This window comes from Alteromonas sp. Cnat2-8 (assembly GCF_022348355.1).
Classification (GTDB): domain Bacteria; phylum Pseudomonadota; class Gammaproteobacteria; order Enterobacterales; family Alteromonadaceae; genus Alteromonas; species Alteromonas macleodii.
Genome location: NZ_JAKREX010000005.1, coordinates 359,450 through 379,236, shown reverse-complemented (window position 1 = coordinate 379,236; position 19,787 = coordinate 359,450). Strand labels below are relative to the sequence as shown.

Below are 19,787 nucleotides of genomic sequence, written 5' to 3'. Positions count from 1 at the left end.
AAAAAAGTTGCTAGTCAGCTTTAAACGCTAACCATTACTCCGTTAGTTGCCTATGTTAGCGTTTTTTCTCAATAGGACAGTAAAATGATCGAGTTTTCAGTCGTAATCTATTCTCAACCAAACCAACAAGATGCACTTTTAGACGCATTGTTACCCTTGGTTAAATCAAGCCGAGAAGAAGTCGGCGCAGTGATGTATGACCTACATGCAAGTGAAGAGGGTGTGTTTGTTATTACGGAGAAATGGCAATCTCAGGATGCCCTTGATGCTCATGAAGCTACTGAACACTTTGTTGGTTTCCAAGAAAAAGCCGGAGAGCTTGTTGAAAAAGTACTTCGATTACCGCTAGTGTCGGTCTAGTGCTTTATAAAGCAAATGCGGTGAGATAAATGCTCACCGCTAGCGGTATTCAATCATTCGTGTGGTTTTCAGACCAGACTCTTAGCTGTTCAAGAATATCTAGCGCTGAGCGCCCAAACTCGGTGAGACTATAAGCAACCGCAATTGGACGAGAGTCGATAACGTTGCGGATCACCATACCGTTGTTTTCCAGCTCTTTAAGGCGCTGATCGACCATCTTCCGGCTGGCGCCGCCAAGCATTCTACACAGGTCGTTAAATCTAACAGGCTCATCTTTGAGATGATAAATAATAGAACCCGTCCACTTTCCACCAATTAGGCGCATTCCACGCTCTATAGCACAAGGCTCTGTACAAGTATTTAGAACGGTTTTTCTACCCTTAGCGTCTGTTTTTATTTCACTTTCCATCTATTTTCCTAAAAAAGCCACCTAGTTACTAAAAGTATACTAATTGTTTGTTTGAACAAGGTAACTAAAATAGACCACATAAGCAAGTTTGGCCTCTAGTATACCTTTAGTTAATTAGTCTAACTCCAATTCGAAAGGTTCATTCGGGCGTCTATGGAGTGAGCGGTTATTAAAGGGAGAGCCAACGCGGCCAGATTTTAATAATACCAATTAAAACAGGCAAAACAGACCGTTCAAACCAAGTACAGCGCCTTGGCGAGAGCATATTAAAAATTAACTTCACGGTGACACAAACCATGATTGAATTTACGTTAAATGGAAAAAGAGTGCAGACAGATGCTGCATCAGATACGCCTCTCGTTTGGGTAATACGCGATGAATTTGGACTAAAAGGTACCAAGTTTGGGTGCGGTGTAGCGATGTGTGGCGCATGCACGGTACATATTGATGGTAACGCTATTCGCTCTTGCTCCTATCCCGTTTCGTTAGCTAAAGATAAGAACGTAAACACTATTGAAAGCTTCAACAACGCGCATCCGCTGCAATCTGCTTGGGTAGAAGAGCAGGTTCCTCAGTGTGGCTATTGCCAGTCTGGCCAAATCATGCAAGCAGCGACATTGCTAGATAGAAATCCAAACCCGAGCGACCAAGATATCGTTAATCACATGAGCACAAATTATTGTCGCTGTATGGCTTACGCGCGCATAAAAAAGGCGATTAAGCGCGCTGCAACGTCTTCTGTTCAATACTTTGATCCAACCGCTTCATCAGAAGGGGAAAACGCATGAGCATGAAAAATATCTCTCAAGAAAAGAAAGACATGATCAACTTATCTCGCCGGTCTTTTATGGTGGGATCAGTGAAAACGTCTTTATTCATGGCATTTGGTGCTGCCGCTATTCCATCCCTGCTGTCGGCGAAAGAAAGTATTGAAGCCAAACAGTTTTCTCCAAATATTTGGTTTGAAATGGATACAGATGGCAACGTTACCGTCAACATAGCCAAAGCGGAAATGGGTCAGCATATCGGCACGCCAATCGCTAGAATCTTGGCTGATGAGCTTGAGTGCGACTGGGAGAACGTGTCTATAGTTCACGTTGATACAGACCCGAAATGGGGCTACATGGTAACAGGCGGCTCTTGGTCAATTTTCCATACTTACAAGCCAATGTCTCAGGCGGGCGCCGCTGGCCGCATGGTGTTAATTGATGCTGGAGCAAAATTGCTTGGCGTGCCTGCCGATAGTTGTAAGGCAGAAAAAGGCTTTGTTATCTCAGGTAACAAGAAAATTAGCTATGGCGATATCGTAGCGAATGGCAAAGTAGACAAAACATTCAGTGCAGATGAGCTTGCTGAACTGCCAATTAAACCGGGTAAAAAACGCCACCTTATCGGTGTTAATGCAGACTACAAAGCACTCGACATCCCGCCTAAAACTAACGGTACTGCGGTATACGGCATTGATGTGGAAGTGGAAAACATGCTTTATGCACGCCCCATTCTGCCTCCGACTCGTTATGGCAGTACAGTAACAAATGTCGACGACAGTAAGGCTAAGAGTCTACCGGGATATAAAGGTTATAAAGTGCTTACCGATCCGAGCGGTACTATCGAAGGTTGGGTTACTGTATTGGCTACAGACTACCCTACTGCGATTAAAGCCGTTGATATGGTGAAAGTCAGCTATAACGCCGGTAAAACCGCTAATGTTTCTGAAGCGGATATACAAAAAGAAGGCGAAAGAATTGTACGCGATCGAAAGGAAGGCACCGTTTTTGTAGACGAAGGAAATATAGAGCTGGCGCAAACAAAAGCGGCACAAGCCATTGAAGCTTTATACACCACAGCGACTGCCAATCATTTCCAGCTAGAACCACTTAACGCCATTGCTGAATTTAAAGGTGGTAAATGGCATATACATACGGGTAACCAGTGGCAGAGCCTAACACTTCCTACTGTAGCTAAAGCCGCAGAAGTGCCAGAAAGTGATGTGATCCTTCACCAGTATTATCTTGGCGGTGGCTTTGGGCGACGCCTTTTTGGTGATTGGGTTGTTCCAGCTTTGCTTACAGCTAAAGCTGCTGGCCAGCCAGTCAAACTGGTGTTCATGCGCCCGGATGATACATTATTTGATCAACCCCGCTCTGCCTCTACTTCACTGTTTAATGCGTCGTTCGATGAAAATAATCAGTTTTTAGGCATGGAGCATGCGCTTGCGGCAGGCTGGCCAACACTAAAAATGGCACCAGGATTTCTAGCACCAGGGGTAAACGGTGAAGGGAAAGTCGATATGTTTTCGGCATCTGGTGCCGACCACTGGTACACCATGTCTCACCATCGCGCACGCGCGGTTAACAATAAGGTAGCGCAAGATACGTTTACGCCAGGTTGGCTGCGTTCGGTAGGTCAAGGTTGGATTGTATGGGGCTTAGAATCGTTTATTGACGAAGTGGCAGTGAAAGCCAACAAAGACCCCGTCGACTTCAGACTTGCTATGTTAGACGGTAAAGGTAAACAAGGGGGCAAAGCGCCTGAAAGTGTCGGCGGTGCCACACGACTTGCCTATACGCTTGAAATTATTAAGAAAAAGACTGCGAGTGTTGAACTTGGTGCTGATGAAGGCATTGGCTATAGCGTAAGTGCGGGACAAGAACGTACTATGCCAGCTTGGCTCGCGACTGCAGCCCATGTTCACGTTAATAAGCGCACTGGAAAGATAACGGTTAAGAAGTTATGGGTTGTGTCTGATGCTGGTATTGTTATTCATCCAGATGGCGCGATGGCACAGCTTGAAGGTTCACTGCTGTGGGGACTGAGCTTGGCACTGTTTGAACATAACGAAGTGAAAAACGGTCAGGTTTCAAAAACAAACTTACATACCTACCTTCCTCTACGTATGAACGATGTCCCAGAGATGGATATTGAACTTGTTGAAAGTGAGGAGTTTCCAGTAGGACTGGGTGAACCAGGCGTTATTGGTGTCGCGCCGGCTATCGGCAATGCCGTGTACCAAGCTATTGGTGTACGGCTACGTCATTTGCCCATGCTTGCTCAACACGTTACCGCAGCATTAAAAGCATAAGGGCAGTATGATGAAAATGATAACAGTCCTATTAATTAGTTCTCTCTCATCATTCGTCCTGAGTGGGTGTATTGCAAATAAAAGTGACGATAGCGACCATAGTAATTTGACCGCTAGCGTTTCAAAAGCAGCTAACTCAACACCTGCTTTTGAAGCTTATCAGCAAGATCCTAACCCAACGACTGCGTTCAACTACTTGTTCGATGTAGCAACACATCCACGGTGTGTGAATTGTCACGGTGTTATTGAAGATGGCGCTCACCGACCGACAGTGGGCGACAACAGCGTCCCCCACCCTATGAACATTACGTCTTTGAACAACTTAAAAATGGCGGTGCAAGACGGAAAGTTTGTTCAGGTTGGCGAAACGCACCCCGTAAACTGCCGCGGATGTCACCAAGATGAAAATGCGCGTGAACCCGGAAGGCCGCCTGGTGCAGCAAACGACCTTATGCCAGGTTTCGTGTGGCACATGCCGCCTCCTACCATGATTATTGGCAGCGACATGACACCCTCAAAATTATGCAACAATTGGTTAAACCCACGTTTGAACTCTTTTCTTGCTCAACGTGGGGGAAGAGATGACATGAAAACGTTTAAAAAAGAATTTGAGCATCATGTCAGTGATGATCCATTAGTGAGATGGGCATGGAACCCCGGCCCAGGCAGAACACCTGCTCCTGGGACACATGCACAGTTTGCTAAGGCAATGTCGGTTTGGATTAACGGCGGCGCACCTTGCCCGACAGAAAGTTAAGTTAAAAAAGTCTTTGCCAAAAATGAACAGCCCGCGTTTTAAGCGGGCTGTTTAACGAAAGAAGTAGGCACAACTTGTTTAGGCGAGATTAGAAATGGTAGTGAGCGCTCAATACAAACGATTCTGAACCAGGGTTCGTGTCCCCTAGCCCACCGTTAGAAATGTGGCCAATTTCAGCCTCTAGCGAAAAAGATTCAGAGAAATTGTAGAGTCCGGAAAGTGATGAATAGAACTCAATGGTGTCGCCTAAATTTTCAGATTCATCAACAATGCCCGCGTGAAAGGCAACGCGTACTGAAAAGTCATTGTATTTATAGACGTCTTTTGCCAACCCAGCAGCGAAATAGTGTTGGCCTTGATCTGCGTTTACCAAGAGAACTGTTGGTCGAATTCCGTAAAATGATTCGAGCGGTTTGTGAACATAAGCCACATGCAATGCGTAACGGTCTGCGTCATCAAACAAGTTCCATACCGCAGCCCCAGCTTTAAGCTCACTTCCTTGCGGCAGGGCTTGAGTAGAAAGAGAAACAAGGGGAGAAAGTAAAGATAATGCAAGTGCGAGTGTTTTTACTGGTGTTTTCATGTTTATACTGTCCTAGGGCCTGCTGACCTTTGCTGTACAATTTTGCAGCGGTCTGTGTGCCATCTAGACAAGACGAATGTTTGACGGTCTAGTGGTTCTAAATCGAAAACATTCAACGCAGTATAGGTGGCACACAGGCGCTGCCCAAAGGGGTCGTCATGGAAGCCTTTTACTCTTTGTTACAGTCCTTTAACTTAGCCCACTAGGCTTGCAGGACTGTTTCGCGATTAAAAGGCTTCCATCTAGACCAAAATTTGTACATCAAAGGTCAACAGGCCCTAATCAAAAGTTAAAAATAGTGTTCCGTCGACGCTTCTATTCGAAGCTGTTTTTATACGTGAGTACATAATGGTAATCAGGTTACTTTTTTCAACCTAATAAATATTAGTAACCTTATAACTTTGAGGAAAAACACATTCTTATTTGCTCTAAACGTACAGATTGAATTAATGAATAACCTAGGGTCTTTTGACCTTTGCCGTGTTTTGCACATCAAAAATCAACGGCTCCTTATCGCTCAACGAGAGCTGGCTGTAGCACTGAGTAGAAATGTATGACTGACGAGAACATCATTGAAAGCAATGTAGAGAGCGCTAAGAAAAGTAAGAAAGTACTGGTTCTCTTTGCCCACCCCGCGCAAACCCGTTCAGAAGTAAATGTGCCGCTTTTTCACGAAGCAAAAATGAATAAACACGTTACTGCTGTTGACTTGTATGCAGAGTATCCAGATTTCAATATTGATATTGAACGGGAGCAGCAGCGTTTAATCGATCACGATGTCGTTGTTTTTCTGTTTCCACTTTACTGGTATTCCACACCTTCAATCTTAAAAGAATGGCAAGATTTAGTGTTGGAATATGGTTTTGCCTATGGGCATGAAGGCACTGCACTTAAAGATAAATTATTTCTTTGCGCATTAAGTGCAGGCGGTAAGGAAGAAGCCTATCAAACTGATGGCTTTAATCATTACACCATCAGGCAACTGCTCCAGCCTTTAGAGCAAATGGCTCAGATCACGCACATGACCTACATTGCTCCTTTTGCGATCTTTGGCTCTCGTACTGCGCAAGAAGAGCATCGCGTTGCTGAACATAGAGGCAAGTGGACAACCTTGCTAAACAAATTGACCACTAACACCCTGAATCTAGAAAAAGCAAAGCACATCGAGAATCTCGCAGACCTTTGTACATCGCAAGGAGAGTAACGTGACTGGCTATTTCTTATATGCATTTATCTATCTGGTCGCCGCCGTAATTGCAGTGCCCATTGCGAAGCGTCTTGGATTAGGGTCTGTACTAGGCTATTTAATAGCAGGGCTAGTGATTGGCCCGATATTTGGCCTTGTTGGTGACGAAACTGTTGCCATTCAACATTTTGCTGAATTCGGTGTAGTCATGATGCTGTTTTTGGTTGGGCTAGAACTAGAGCCTCGCTCGCTGTGGGCGATGAAGTCAAAACTAATGGGATTGGGCGGCCTTCAGTTAGCGTTAACCACCGCCCTTATCACAGGCGTAGCCATATTGCTTGCTCAGCCTTTTAGCATTGCCCTTACAATAGGCCTTATATTCGCCCTTTCTTCAACCGCCATTGTTTTACAAACGTTGCAAGAAAAAGGGCTGCAAAAAACGGAAGGAGGCAAAAGCGCTTTTTCTGTACTGCTGTTTCAGGATATCGCGGTTATTCCCATGCTTGCGCTTATCCCCCTCCTTGCCATACCCGAACTGGTCGAAGCAGGAAATGCACATGGCGGCGATACAGGGTCACACGATAGCTTTAATTTAGTTGAAGGGCTTGCCCCTTGGGCTTCAGGTCTCGTGATCATTAGCTCAATTGCCTTTTTAACCATCGGAGGACACTACTTAAGTCGCCCCTTATTTAAGTTTGTTGCTGCGTCGGGTTTACGGGAAATTTTTACCGCCACTGCGCTCATGCTCATTATAGGAATTGCAGCACTAATGGGACTTGTAGGTCTCTCTCCCGCCCTTGGTGCATTCTTGGCTGGTGTAGTTTTGGCAAACAGTGAATTCAGACATGAACTTGAAGCTAATATCGAGCCGTTTAAAGGCTTATTGTTAGGCCTCTTTTTTATTACGGTAGGCGCTGGCATTAACTTCTCTGTAATTAGTGAGAGCCCAATGCTAATAGCAGGGCTAACCGTAGCTGTTATGCTTGTGAAAGCCATTGTGCTGTTTATCATCGCCTTAATTTTTAAAATAAAAGGCACTAACAAATGGCTGTTCACACTAAGCCTTGCTCAGGCGGGTGAATTTGGCTTTGTGCTATTAAGTTTTGCCTCGCAAAACTATGTGCTTCCTAGCGACATTATTTCTGTTCTCTCGCTTGTTGTTGCCATTTCAATGTTCCTAACGCCAGGACTTTTTATTCTTTTCGACAAGGCCATCATTCCTCGCTACAAAAATGCGAAATCACAGCGAGCTGAAGATGAAATTGACGAGAAAGGCACCGTCGTTATTGCTGGAATTGGGCGCTTTGGACAAATCATTAACCGTCTTTTAGTGGCCAACGATGTAAATACCGTTGTGCTTGATATTCGCTCTGAGCAAATAGACCTTATCAGACGGATTGGCACCAAAGCCTATTTTGGCGATGCATCCAAACCAGACATTTTGCATACTGCTGGCGCCCATGAAGCATCGTTACTAGTTATTGCTATAGATGATAAAGAAACCGCTGCCGAAATGGTGAAATACGCCAAGCACGCATTTCCTAACATTAAAGTGCTTGCGCGTGCCTTTGACCGCGGTCATGGGTATCGCTTGCGCCAGTTGGGCGCAGATTTTGTGGTATCAGAAACGTACCACAGCGCTCTTGAAATGGGCGCAGAGGCACTTCGCTCACTCAATATTCACCCTTTCCAAGTTGAACGGCAAAAAATGGCGTATAAAAATATTGAGGCTCAGCAAAACGATGTGCTGTATCACGCGTGGGCGGATGAGGCCAGCGGAGAACGAGTAGACAATAATTATCTGAAACTCTTTATTGAACTTGAGTCGCTAATCGAAAATGCGCTAAAAGCAGATTTACACGACAAGCATTCGAAAATGCGTGGCTGGACGCCACCACCGAAAGGCTATGCTGAAAACCTCGCGCCCGATGAGAAACCTGATTAGGGTAAATTGCGAACTAGCCGGCGGTATTTAGAGAGGGTAATTGTCTGATAGTGACCGGTCACTCACGAATATTTATGGGCGGTAGCATACTATCGCCTTGTAAAAATAAACAAAAAGCTGATCGAAAAGGGAAAAAAGCGCTATAACCTGTATGTATATCAAACTTGTCGTATATTGGCTTTTTATCTTTCACGTTCAGAAGTTAACACGCGCCTTGTACAAGATAACCCATTGCCTAAGTGGGAATAAAAAGTGGTCTATTTAAATGGAGAGTTACCATGTTGTCTGAAAAAAGTCTCTTTCACAGCTTAGCCCTGCGCACTGTGATGGTATTTACTGCACTCGCTGGATTAAGTGCGTGTGAAGAAGCCCCTACGCCACCCAAGGCAGTCTCATCAACACCGGTAACGCTTTATAAAGTGCAGCACTCAGACGAAACCATCGCCAAATTCCCGGGGCAAGTGGAAGCGGCTGAGTATTCAAACCTTTCGTTTCGCATTGGCGGCAAACTCCAAGAACTCAAAGTAAAAGCGGGCGAGGAAGTTAAAGAGAACCAGCTTATCGCTAGACTTGATGATAGAGACGCGAAAGCACAGTTAGCCACCGCCCAGTCTCAGTTTGACGTGTCATCGGCTATGTTTGAACGTATGGAGGCTTCCGTTGAAAAAGGCGCGGTAAGCCGCTCAACTTTTGATGAAGCGAAAGCCAATTTTTTAGCCGCTAAAGCCAGTCTGACCAACGCACAGGATCAGCTAAGCTATACGGAGCTTCGCGCACCGTTTGCGGGGCTTATTGCGTCTGTTCCTGTTGAAAATTACCAAGTCATTGTACCGCAGCAAACCATTGCCGAGCTTCATATGCCGGGTGCAATCGACGTTACGTTTCAATTGCCAGAGCAAAAAATGCGTATGATTGATCGCTCACGAGCCCGTGAAAATCGAACATCTGAAATGGCATGGGTGAGCTTTTCAGGTATGCCAGACAAGCGTTACGCGGCCATGTATAAGGATCACGAAAGCACCACGCGACAAGGCGAGCTTAGCTATGAGGTAACAATTACTCTGCCAGAACCAGACGACATCAATGTTCTAGCGGGCATGAGCGCCACCGTATTACTTGATATGTCGAAACTCATTGAGTCTAACGCGAAGCTTTGGCTGGTGCCTTTTGGTGCGGTGGTTACCGACAATGCAGATCCAGACAAAGCGATTGTATGGCGTTTTAAGCCTAGTGATAGCGACGCAACGAAGGGCACCGTAGAAGCAGTAGAAGTAATGATTACGCGCGGTATTTCCAACGGTCTGTTAGTTGAAGGCCCGCTAAACGACGATGATAAAATCGTTGCTGCTGGAGCTCATCTTGTAAAAGAAGGCCAAGCTGTTACGGAGTGGACGAAAGAAGGGGGCCTATAAGCCATGGTCGAGTATTTTTTTCGTCAAAAAGTAATTAGCTGGATGGTCGCCATCATCTTGGGTGTTGGCGGCATTGTGACTTTTCTTGGCTTAGGTCAGCTAGAGTTTCCCGAATTCACCATTAGAAATGCTCTGGTTATTACTCAATACCCAGGGGCAACGCCTGAGCAAGTTGAGGAAGAAGTTACGCTGCAGCTTGAAAAGGCGATTCAGCGTATACCCAACGTAAAACGAATCAGCTCAGTAAACATGGTTGGGCTATCGCAAATTACTGTTGAGCTTAAAAGTAGTGTTCAGGCCAAGGACCTAGAGCAATACTGGGACAACTTGCGCCGTAAAGTGGGCGATGCACAAGCATCGCTGCCACCTGGCACCAGCACCTCGATTGTGAATGATGACTTTGGTGACGTTTTTGGCCTGCTGCTTACTCTTAAAAGCGAAGACTACTCCCTTAAGCAAATGGAAGACTTTGCAGATTTAATGCAGCGAGAGATTCAGCTTGTTGACGGTGTAAAAAAGGTGTCGATTGCCGGTACCGTTAATGAACAGATTATTGTGTCGTTAGATCACGATAAAATGAAAACCCTTAATGTTTCTGCAGAATCCATTGCTGGCCTTTTAACCGCGCAAAATGTAGTGGGCAACGCGGGTTCGATTAAGGTTCAGGGCAAGCGCCTGTCCATACAGCCCACTGGCGAATTTGATAACCTAGAAGCGTTAGGTCAGGTGGTGATTGGCTCACCGGCAAGCGGCCTTATTCGCTTAACAGATATTGCGACTATTGAGCGCAAGCTTAACGATACCCCTTCAATCCTTTATCACAGTTCTGGCACGCCGGCTCTGTCAATTGGTGTGTCGTTCGCGTCGGCGGTAAATGTAGTTGATGTAGGTAAACGGCTTGATAGCAAAATAGCCGAGCTAGAGCAGCGTATGCCCCTGGGTATGACGCTGGATACCGTTTACAACCAGCCTACAGTGGTCGACGATTCTGTAACTGGCTTTCTTATTAACCTTGTTGAAGCCGTGGCCATCGTTATTTTCGTGCTGCTACTTTTCATGGGCTGGCGCAGTGGCGTTCTGATGGGGCTCATTCTTGTGCTTACCATTCTCGGCACCTTTATATTGATGTCGGTAAAAGGCATTGAGTTGCAAAAAATCTCCTTGGGTGCGCTTATTATTGCTCTGGGCATGTTGGTCGACAACGCCATCGTGGTAACCGAAGGCATGTTGATTGGTGTGAGAAAAGGGCAAACCAAACTTCAGGCGGCAAAAGACGTGGTATCGCAAAATGGGTTGCCGCTGCTTGGCGCGACTGTGATTGCCATCACCGCTTTTGCGCCAATTGGTCTATCGCCAGATGCCACAGGTGAATTCGTCGGCTCCCTCTTCTGGGTACTGTGCTTTTCGCTTTTCTTAAGTTGGATCACCGCACTTACCATTACCCCCTTCTTTTTCGACTTACTGTTTAAAACTGAAAAGGAGCGCGGAGCTAATGACGAAGATGACGACCCATATAAGGGCATTATTTTTACGGTATACAAGCGCGTGCTTACTGCTGCTATCAATCATCGTTACGTGACAATTGTACTGGTACTTGTTGCATTAGTAGGCAGCATGGCGTCAGGTAAATTCGTAAAAAATGCATTTTTCCCAGATTCATCCACACCGCTGTTTTTCGTCGATTTGTGGTTGCCTGAAGGTAGCGATATCTTAACCACCGAGCAGTCTATTCGTCGCTTAGAAGACAACGTGTTAGGCATGGAGAATATCGCCAACGTAACAAGCGTTATTGGCGGTGGAGCACAGCGCCTTACCCTCACCTATGCGCCAGAAGACAGATATGCCAGTTATGGTCAGCTTATCGTTGAAACTGATACGGTTGAGTCTCGTGATGCACGTATGCGAGAAATTATTGAACTGGTGCGAGAAGACTTCCCTAATGTGCAATACAAGGTAAAAGCACTTCAAGTGGGCCCTTCTGCAAAAGCGGCAATTGAAGCGAGAATCTACGGACCAGAGCCTGAAGTTTTGCGTGAGATAAGCAGCGACATTGAAGCGATATTTCAAGCAGAGAAAACCATGGACAGCGTTCGCTTGTCGTGGAGCAACAAAGTCCCATTTGTTGAACCTGTGTTTCTGGAAGAACAAGCCAGGCGTATCGGCGTAACGCGAGATGCCGTTCACACCGCATTTTTACTGAACAATGAAGGTGAAACTGTGGGCCTTTACCGCGAAGGTAGCGATTTAATACCTATTGTCATGCGCAACGATCCAAACCAGCGCTATGACATAGATAACCTCGCCTCACTCAACGTATGGAGCCAAGAACAAGGTAAATATATAAGCATGGCTGATGTTATCAGCAATGTGGATGTATCGCTTGATAACCCTATTATCAAACGCCGCAACCGGGTGCGGATGCTGGCGGTTTATGCAGAGCCCATGCCTTTATCCGGTGAGACGGCTGCGAGCGTGCAAGCTAAAGTTCGCCCTCTTGTAGAAGAGCTTAAACTGCCTGATGGCTACCACATTGAATGGGGCGGCGAATACGAGACCTCAACAGACGCGCAAAGCGCCCTATTTGCAAGTATGCCTATTGGTATATTAGGTATGTTCATTATCACCGTTTTGCTGTTTGGCAAGCTTCGTCAGGCGTTAGCGATATGGGGCGTAATTCCGCTCACCACTATCGGCATTATTGGCGGCTTGGTGTTAGTTGGTGCACCCTTTACATTCATGGCGCTGCTCGGCAGCTTAAGCCTTATTGGTATGGTGCTTAAAAACGGGATCGTATTAATGGAAGAAATAAACGTACAGGCAAAGGGTAACAGTGGCGCATTCGATGCCGTAGTAGCCGCGTCAGTATCTCGTGTACGTCCCGTTTCAATGGCAGCCATCACCACCATACTGGGTATGATCCCGCTGTTTTCTGACGCGTTCTTCGCGTCAATGGCAGTTGTTATTGTATTTGGTCTGACCGTTGCCACCGTACTTACACTGCTTATATTGCCTGTGCTGCACTGTACGTTCCACGGTATTAAGTCAGAATAAAAAGTACGCACAACAAATTCGATTAGTTGTGCGCTAGTTAGTGTAGGTAGCGCAATAACGGTGCGGACCTAATATTGTTAACAGCCAGCATGAGGAGAGTCTACTCATGCTGGCTGCATACTATCGCTTAGCTGCAATCTATCCTTCTCAACAAAAACTACACCCACCAGTTTACTTTTAACAAAATTAGTTTATTATGGGTAAACTACACTGTGCAGTATACTTTTTTTATTTAAGGTGAGAGCATGCCCGTTTTTAATCGCACACGCTTTCTTGTTGGAGTTTTATTTATGACATCTTTCTGTGGTTCTTCAAACACCCTTGCTGCGAGCGCGCCGCAACCTGAAAAATTCACTAATACTCATATTGAATATAAAACGACGTGGCGAGACATGTGGAAAGTCACCAAAGCGTATTTTCGTGACAATAGAGATGCTGCAACGCCAACGTTTGACATACCCGTGTCGGCACTTACACCACAAATGCTTGACGCAGTTGCAGAAGACAGCGTGATAAAGCTGGGCCACTCTACTACCCTATTGAAACTTGCCGAGCGTTATATATTGATCGACCCGGTCTTTAGTGAGCGTGCTTCTCCCGTTCAATGGATGGGACCCAAGCGTTTCCACCAAGCGCCAATTTCACTGGAAGACTTGCCTAAATTAGATGCCGTTATCATAAGTCACGATCATTACGACCATTTAGATAAGGGCAGTATTGAAATACTAAAAAACAAAGTCGACGTGTTTATTACACCGCTAAAAGTAGGCAATCATTTACGTGACTGGGGTGTGGATGCAAATAAAGTTGTTGAGCTAAATTGGTGGCAAAGTACAAAAGTGAGCGACATTGAAATAGTGGCCACACCGTCTCAGCATTTCTCAGGGCGAGGTTTATTTGATAGAGATGAAACTCTTTGGGCAAGTTGGGTTATCAAGTCTGCAAATACCAATATCTTTTACAGCGGTGACTCGGGCTATTTTGACGGATTTAAAGCCATTGGTGAAAAGTACGGTCCGTTTGATTTATCGATGATTGAAACCGGTGCGTACAACGAGCTATGGTCTGACATTCACATGCTGCCTGAAGAGAGCTTGCAAGCCCATATTGATATTCAAGCTAGTGTCATGATGCCCGTGCACAACAGTACCTTTGATTTAGCACTACATAATTGGAATGAGCCTTTAATAAAAATCACAGACCTTGCTGGTGCTAAGGGTGTTCCCACCAGTATTCCTATCTTTGGCGAAGTTGTTCCGGTTAAGGGTGCAGGCGAAGCTCCGAACAAAACCTGGTGGTTAGACGAAAGGTGAGTAGCTAATAAACAGCGCTTGCTTCATTATTCTGGGCTTTAATTGCTCGCTTAACTCTATGTTTTGCAGTACATTTATTATTCGCCGCTTAGGCACTATTGGCGGGTATAACAAAAGCCTCAATCAAAGTGATAGTACTCGATTTGGTTGAGGCGAATAATAAATTTCTCAGTTAAAGGAGCTAACTGCTAGCAATGAAGCTGTCTAGTCAAATTAATTTGGGCGTTTTTGCCCTTATGCTTTTAGCATTTACGGTGTTGTCGAGTATTGAGCTAAGCGAAATAAAATCTCGCACTTCAGTGTCAATCGAGCAAGAAGCTGAAGAAGCACGGCTGCGTTACGAAACAACCGTCTTACAAACCTCTGCCTTGTCTTCTCAGTCGAAGCAATCAGTGATTGATGCCATGCTTCGTCAAATGGTATTGCAGCCGTTTTTATCTGCAGCCAAAGTCATTGATGTCGAAGGAAATGTGTTTGCGAAGTACGAGCGCTCGCCTAACACTATTGTTCCTAATTGGTACTTACAGCTGGACTCCGCACCTGCCGTTAACAAGAAAATTCCTTTTTCGAACAATGATGGTTATTTGTTAGTTACGTCAGACACGTCTTATATTTACACTGAAATCACCGCTATTCTCATCAAAAATGCTGTTATCTTTTGTGGGCTATTTTTCGCCCTCGCGCTATATATCGTCACGGTAACCAAATTTGCTAGGCGCCCCATTGCCAACACCATTAAGAAGCTTAATGAGATAAATAGCCACGACTTCACCCCCTCGCAGGTAAATGCGTTTACAACAGATTACCGCCAACTTACCAGCACAGTGAACACCCTAACCACGTCGTTAGCATCAAAATTTAATGACGTTGCTCAGCAATCTGAGCGATTCAAAACAGAAGCCAATAAAGATACATTGACGAAGTTGTCGAACCGCAGTGCATTCGAGCGACACACTCGCGCGCTGTTGTCTGACACGTCTAATTTCCAGGAAAAAGAGCTTATTCTCATCAGGCTCGCTCAACTTACCACTATAAATACTAAGTTGGGCATGTTAGCTGGTGACAATTATGTAAAATCTATCGCGGACCTTCTTGTGCATGAGGCGAAGCACAATTGCAAAAGTGGCTTTGTATTTCGGTTATCAGGCGGAGATTTCGCCTTGATAAGTGAAATTATGGGGCGGGACGAACGGGATTTGATGTTAGAAAATATGTCGAAGCAGTTTGCAAACGCCACGCCACTTCGAGATGGAAGCAAAGCAACGTGGATGGGCGTTACACGTTTTTCTAGCCAAATGTCGTTACAGCAGGTAATGGAAAGTGCTGACAGTGCGTTGATGGCGGCAATGAAAACGCAAAAAGGATGGCAGTTTTCTTCAGAAGTGTCTCAGGTTCATAGCAATACAAAATGGCGTGAGCGCCTCAATTACATCGTGTCGCAGCAATATGCCGATATTCTCATTCAACCAGTGATGAATGTAGAGCGAAACGCACCAGCATATTACGAAACGTTTGCTCGATTTAAAGACAAAGACACCAATGATGTTATACCCATGGCGCAACTTATCCCCGCATCGGAGCGATTGGACCTTATTCCTCAAGTCGATAAGTTGGTATCAGGCATCGTGTTTAAAAAACTAACGGTAACGTCTCATCAGGTTGCTATAAATATTAGTAACGCCTCAATTGCCAACGGCGAGTTTAGACAATGGTTAATTGAAGAGCTTCGAACCCGGGAAACGCTATGCCCAAGACTTATTTTTGAAGTCGAAGATGCAGCGCTTATTCATCATCGAGAAGTAGCCGAAAACTTTTGCCGTCAACTCATACAGCTGGGCTGTAGAATTACCATAGAACACTTTGGCGATAACTTTGCCTCGCTTGCGGGTTTAAGGGCAATTCAGCCTCAATTCGTTAAGCTTTCGGGACGGCTAACCCAGGGAATTCATACCAATAAAGATAATCAGTTATTTGTCTCTAGCCTTATCAATATTGCGAAAGGCCTTAATATCCATGTTATTGCGGAAATGGTAGAAAACGAGGCTGAGTCTGTTGCACTGAGCAAACTAGACGTTGAACACCAACAAGGCTATTACTTTTCTAAACCCTCACTTTGGACAATGTACTAAGTGTAAGCTCGCTGGTCTGAGGCATTGAACGTCAGAATAAGTATTGACGCTTTAAGTGAGACCTCGCGCTTTATACAAATTTATTGTGCGTCGATTCGATGAAACGTTTAAGGCGGTGTTGTGAGAATCTCTTTCATATACACCTCCTTTTAACCGCATTTACTGTTCGTTAAGCAGCTTTACAATGGCGTCAGAGCTAATGGGTTTTGAATACAGAAAGCCTTGCACATATTCAACGTTAAGAGACTTACAGTAGTTCGATTGATTTTGAGTTTCCACGCCTTCAACAACAATGTTTAAATCGAGTTTGTGACCAACATTCACGATAGCCTCCATTAGCGCACTATCGTAGGCATTTTCCGGTGCACCTCTTAAAAATGAACGATCTATTTTTAAGTGGCTAACGGGAAACTGTTTTAAATAACTAAGCGAAGAATAACCCGTACCAAAGTCATCAATCGATATTTCAACGCCCTGGTCGCGTTGCGCTCTCAAATTCTCTAAAATCGTATTGTCAGACTTAATGAGTACATTCTCAGTAAGCTCTAACCCAATATCTTTAGGCAGTAAACCGTGCCGCTCTCGACACTCCCTTAAGCGTTCGAAGTAAGCATTCTGCTCTAACTCTTTTCCTGAAACATTGATATCAACGCGAATATCAATGCCTTGCTCTTTCCATAGCTGTGCCTGTTTGCACGCCTTTTCTAACACCCAATTTCCGATGTGAACAATTAACTCACTGCGCTCAGCGATGGGGATGAAGATATTGGGTGGAACAGCCCTATCCTCATCTTTAGGACGCCACCTTAACAGCGCTTCACACGATGCCACTTTTCCAGTGAGCAAATCGATTTGAGGTTGATACAAGAGTTCAAACTCATCGTTAACCAAAGACTCATGCAGATAAGCTGCGATACTTCGCTGTTGTCGAACTTTCTGACTTAAAGCGTGGGTGAAAAAATGAAAACGGTTTCGGCCTTCAGCTTTCGCCTGATACATTGCGACGTCTGCATTTTTCAGAAGATCATCAATCTCACTTCCGTCTTTAGGGTACATACTAATACCGATACTTGAAGTGATATGCACGTTTTCAGTGCTAAGTGCGAAGCTCTGCTTGAAACACTCAGTAAGTTTCTTAGCAATGTCAGCACTTTCATCTTCAGAAGTCACTTGTGTGGCGACAAAAACAAATTCGTCTCCACCAAACCGAGCCAGTAAGCCTTGTTCGCTTAGACAATCTGACAGCCGCTTAGAAACAGAGCGCAGTAATTCATCACCCCAGGTATGCCCAAGCGTGTCATTAACTTCTTTGAACATATCTAAGTCAATGAAAAACAAAGCGAAGCCAGACTCATTGCGCGATGCATCTTCGATGGACGACGTCAAAAACTGCTCTAACAGGCGTCGATTAGGCAACTCGGTTAACAAATCTGTGGATGCCATTCGCTCAAGTTCTTGCCTGATGTTGTGCTGCTCACTCAGGTCAATATCCACACAATACATTTCGGGTGAATCTGTGCCTTCTTTCAGCATGACGTGAGATGAGAAAACATGGATAGGCTCGCCACTTTTCTTCTCAAGCACGAGTTCGTCTGAAGGAATTGCCTCACCGTAATCTATCCATCGCTGATGTAACTTTATCACTTCACTTTTCATGAACGAGGGAATGATGAGATCTTCAAGTTTTTGACCTAGTGCTTCGCACTCACGAAAGCCATACATGTCTTCACTTGATTTATTCCAGTAGATAACTTTTCGGTGCTTGTCATATCCTTGCACCGATACCTTTGGCAAGGCACTAATAAGCTGAAGGAACCGCCTTTCAGCCGAACCATGTTGTTCAAATAACGGGGGCTCTTGGTATTTCTGTAAGCTCATCGTACTCCCGCGAGTGCTAAATTGTTAGATAGCAAAGATATAAAAATGGCCACCATTCTTTTAGTGTAGTCCAAATCACACAGACCACCCGACATTAAAAAGTTAAATTACTCGTGAATATCGCTGAATAAAGAAAAGGGGACCAGTGCGTGTTGCGCAGAACTTGGGAAAATAAAAGATGAAATTAAGTCGTAAGATGGTGCGTCTACCCTGATTCGAACAGGGGACCTCTACCATGTCAAGGTAGCGCTCTAACCAACTGAGCTATAGACGCATATAGAATTTTGTTGCACCTGATAGGTGGGCGAATGCCAAGCAACGGCGCGTATAATACTTAGCACGAGCGTTGCCTGCAAGGAAAACTTATCAAATGACGATTCAAGTGACTAATTTGACAGCAATTAGCCACTTTCTTCAACAATTGCGATTAACTTAAATCATTTTAAATGGAAGCGGCTTGATAGCGTCTACTAAAGATCCGTCGTTAACAGCACGCATAAAATACTCCCCCAATCTGTCGGTTTCTTTTAAAACCGTTTGCCAATATTTGATGCGTGTATCTGCATCGAGCACCTCGAAATCTTTTCTGTCGGGGATTTTGCTATAAGGTAAGTTCGCCACAAACGATGCCGAAGGCACTAGCATTACAACGTTATCGTAGCTTGACCGATGAGGCACCCTGCCCTTCAAGCCCTTATCGAACCAGCCTGGAATGGGCTTGTCGTAAAAATGCGGATATAACACTAAGCCATCGTCTGGCCCAAAGGACAAATCGAAGTGGTAGTCAATAATACCGCCATCTCGATACATTCCAGCTGGCGCACCTTCAATTTGCTGTACGCCCTCAATAACAACAGGAATAGAACCAGACGCTAGCAGCGCGGTATGAATATTTCCATGCGTTAATGCATGGTACTGAGTAGGCAGTTGATACGGGTCGTTTATCGCAAACTCCGTACCCGGCGTTGAGAACACGTAGCGCTTATATAAACGAGAAAGGTGTCTTCGGTTCACTGTATTGGCCGCTGCACTCATCGCCAAGCCCGAAAGTTGCCTAAACTTACTTTCAAAACGAGTAGCACCTAAACATTTAGCAACGATCAGGTGAGCTTTAAAGCGGGAGTTAGACAGCACTTCTTGCTTACCTGCTTCATCCACCATTTCTTTCAGCAGGTCTTCAGCTTTAGCCGTAATTTCTCTAGGCGTAGGCTTATCACTGCTATAGGTCGTTGTTGAATAAGAAGAGGCTAGACGATTTATGGCTGCTAGGGGATCATTTTGAACAGCGCAAATGGTACGAAACGCACCTGCTGAAGAGCCAATCACGTGAATTTGATGCTTAACGTTGGCAAACCACTCAGGGAACAGTACGCGATCTAGACCAGCCAGAGAAAACCATTTCGGGCCGCCAGATGCCCCCAGAAAATAGCTAAATAACTCAGGCGTAAATCCGTTTTTCATTATGGATTCACGTGCTTTTTTACCTGCGTATATTTCTAAGGGTGCCACTCAATGTCCTCGCTGTGCGCCGAATAGAAGCGCTTGATAAATATTTAGGGGGTAGCAAGCCATGACTAATAAATCCAATAACTTACCCATTTAATTAGTTTCGGGGGAATTTAACAGTTAAAGGCGCGAAAGTAACCTTTATAGCAATGCCTTCACATCTGCTCAGACCAGAC

Annotated in this window: 14 protein-coding genes and 1 tRNA gene; 10 read left to right on the top strand and 5 right to left on the bottom strand. The window is 45.0% G+C overall.

The window, feature by feature from the left end; genetic code table 11:
* The first annotated feature begins 84 nt into the window (after window positions 1-84).
* The gene (locus MHN00_RS15265; RefSeq protein WP_014949064.1) at window positions 85-360 is read left to right on the top strand and encodes an antibiotic biosynthesis monooxygenase; all 276 of its coding nucleotides are present in this window, start codon (window positions 85-87) and stop codon (window positions 358-360) included.
* 49 nt (window positions 361-409) lie between these two features.
* On the opposite strand, the gene MHN00_RS15260 is transcribed toward MHN00_RS15265, so the two are convergent.
* Window positions 410-769, bottom strand: coding sequence for a helix-turn-helix domain-containing protein (locus MHN00_RS15260; RefSeq protein ID WP_014949063.1), 360 nt, complete (start codon window positions 767-769; stop codon window positions 410-412).
* Window positions 770-1,065: 296 nt separating this feature from the next.
* Between MHN00_RS15260 and MHN00_RS15255 the strand changes: the two genes are divergently transcribed.
* Genes MHN00_RS15255 through MHN00_RS15245 form a run of 3 tightly spaced genes read left to right on the top strand, consistent with a single transcriptional unit; the run spans window position 1,066 to window position 4,608 of the window.
* Window positions 1,066-1,557, top strand: coding sequence for a (2Fe-2S)-binding protein (locus MHN00_RS15255; protein WP_014976187.1), 492 nt, complete (start codon window positions 1,066-1,068; stop codon window positions 1,555-1,557).
* Entirely contained in the window at window positions 1,554-3,851 is a 2,298-nt protein-coding gene (locus tag MHN00_RS15250; protein ID WP_239301648.1) for a molybdopterin cofactor-binding domain-containing protein, read from the top strand. The genes MHN00_RS15255 and MHN00_RS15250 overlap by 4 nt, the downstream gene beginning before the upstream one ends.
* A gap of 16 nt (window positions 3,852-3,867) precedes the next feature.
* Window positions 3,868-4,608 carry a hypothetical protein gene (locus tag MHN00_RS15245; protein ID WP_239301647.1) on the top strand — a complete coding sequence of 247 codons (741 nt, stop codon included), beginning with the start codon at window positions 3,868-3,870 and terminating at the stop codon, window positions 4,606-4,608.
* An 88-nt stretch (window positions 4,609-4,696) separates the two neighbouring features.
* On the opposite strand, the gene MHN00_RS15240 is transcribed toward MHN00_RS15245, so the two are convergent.
* Complete coding sequence (locus MHN00_RS15240; RefSeq protein ID WP_014949059.1) at window positions 4,697-5,191, bottom strand: acyloxyacyl hydrolase; 495 nt, start codon at window positions 5,189-5,191, stop codon at window positions 4,697-4,699.
* Window positions 5,192-5,744: 553 nt separating this feature from the next.
* On the opposite strand from MHN00_RS15240, the gene MHN00_RS15235 reads away from it, so the two are divergent.
* From MHN00_RS15235 to MHN00_RS15210, 6 genes are all read left to right on the top strand, one after another.
* Window positions 5,745-6,395 carry an NAD(P)H-dependent oxidoreductase gene (locus MHN00_RS15235; protein ID WP_014976184.1) on the top strand — a complete coding sequence of 217 codons (651 nt, stop codon included), beginning with the start codon at window positions 5,745-5,747 and terminating at the stop codon, window positions 6,393-6,395.
* Between the two features lies 1 nt (window position 6,396).
* Complete coding sequence (locus tag MHN00_RS15230) at window positions 6,397-8,322, top strand: monovalent cation:proton antiporter-2 (CPA2) family protein (protein WP_239301646.1); 1,926 nt, start codon at window positions 6,397-6,399, stop codon at window positions 8,320-8,322.
* Window positions 8,323-8,600: 278 nt separating this feature from the next.
* On the top strand, window positions 8,601-9,734 hold the full coding sequence (locus tag MHN00_RS15225; RefSeq protein ID WP_039225671.1) for an efflux RND transporter periplasmic adaptor subunit: 1,134 nt from the start codon (window positions 8,601-8,603) through the stop codon (window positions 9,732-9,734).
* 3 nt (window positions 9,735-9,737) lie between these two features.
* Window positions 9,738-12,785, top strand: coding sequence for an efflux RND transporter permease subunit (locus MHN00_RS15220; RefSeq protein WP_171338206.1), 3,048 nt, complete (start codon window positions 9,738-9,740; stop codon window positions 12,783-12,785).
* A 245-nt stretch (window positions 12,786-13,030) separates the two neighbouring features.
* Window positions 13,031-14,098: an MBL fold metallo-hydrolase gene (locus MHN00_RS15215; protein ID WP_239301645.1), complete on the top strand. Its 1,068-nt coding sequence runs from the start codon at window positions 13,031-13,033 to the stop codon at window positions 14,096-14,098.
* A 194-nt stretch (window positions 14,099-14,292) separates the two neighbouring features.
* A complete protein-coding gene (locus MHN00_RS15210; RefSeq protein ID WP_239301644.1) occupies window positions 14,293-16,227 on the top strand; it encodes an EAL domain-containing protein in 1,935 nt (644 codons plus the stop codon).
* A 159-nt stretch (window positions 16,228-16,386) separates the two neighbouring features.
* On the opposite strand, the gene MHN00_RS15205 is transcribed toward MHN00_RS15210, so the two are convergent.
* The 3 genes from MHN00_RS15205 to MHN00_RS15195 form a co-directional block, all read right to left on the bottom strand.
* Window positions 16,387-18,105, bottom strand: coding sequence for an EAL domain-containing protein (locus MHN00_RS15205; RefSeq protein ID WP_239301643.1), 1,719 nt, complete (start codon window positions 18,103-18,105; stop codon window positions 16,387-16,389).
* Window positions 18,106-18,302: 197 nt separating this feature from the next.
* Window positions 18,303-18,379: transfer RNA gene (locus MHN00_RS15200), tRNA-Val, on the bottom strand.
* A gap of 158 nt (window positions 18,380-18,537) precedes the next feature.
* Window positions 18,538-19,614 (bottom strand): patatin-like phospholipase family protein, encoded by a 1,077-nt coding sequence (locus MHN00_RS15195; RefSeq protein ID WP_039225660.1) that lies wholly within the window; start codon window positions 19,612-19,614, stop codon window positions 18,538-18,540.
* Window positions 19,615-19,787 lie beyond the last annotated feature (173 nt).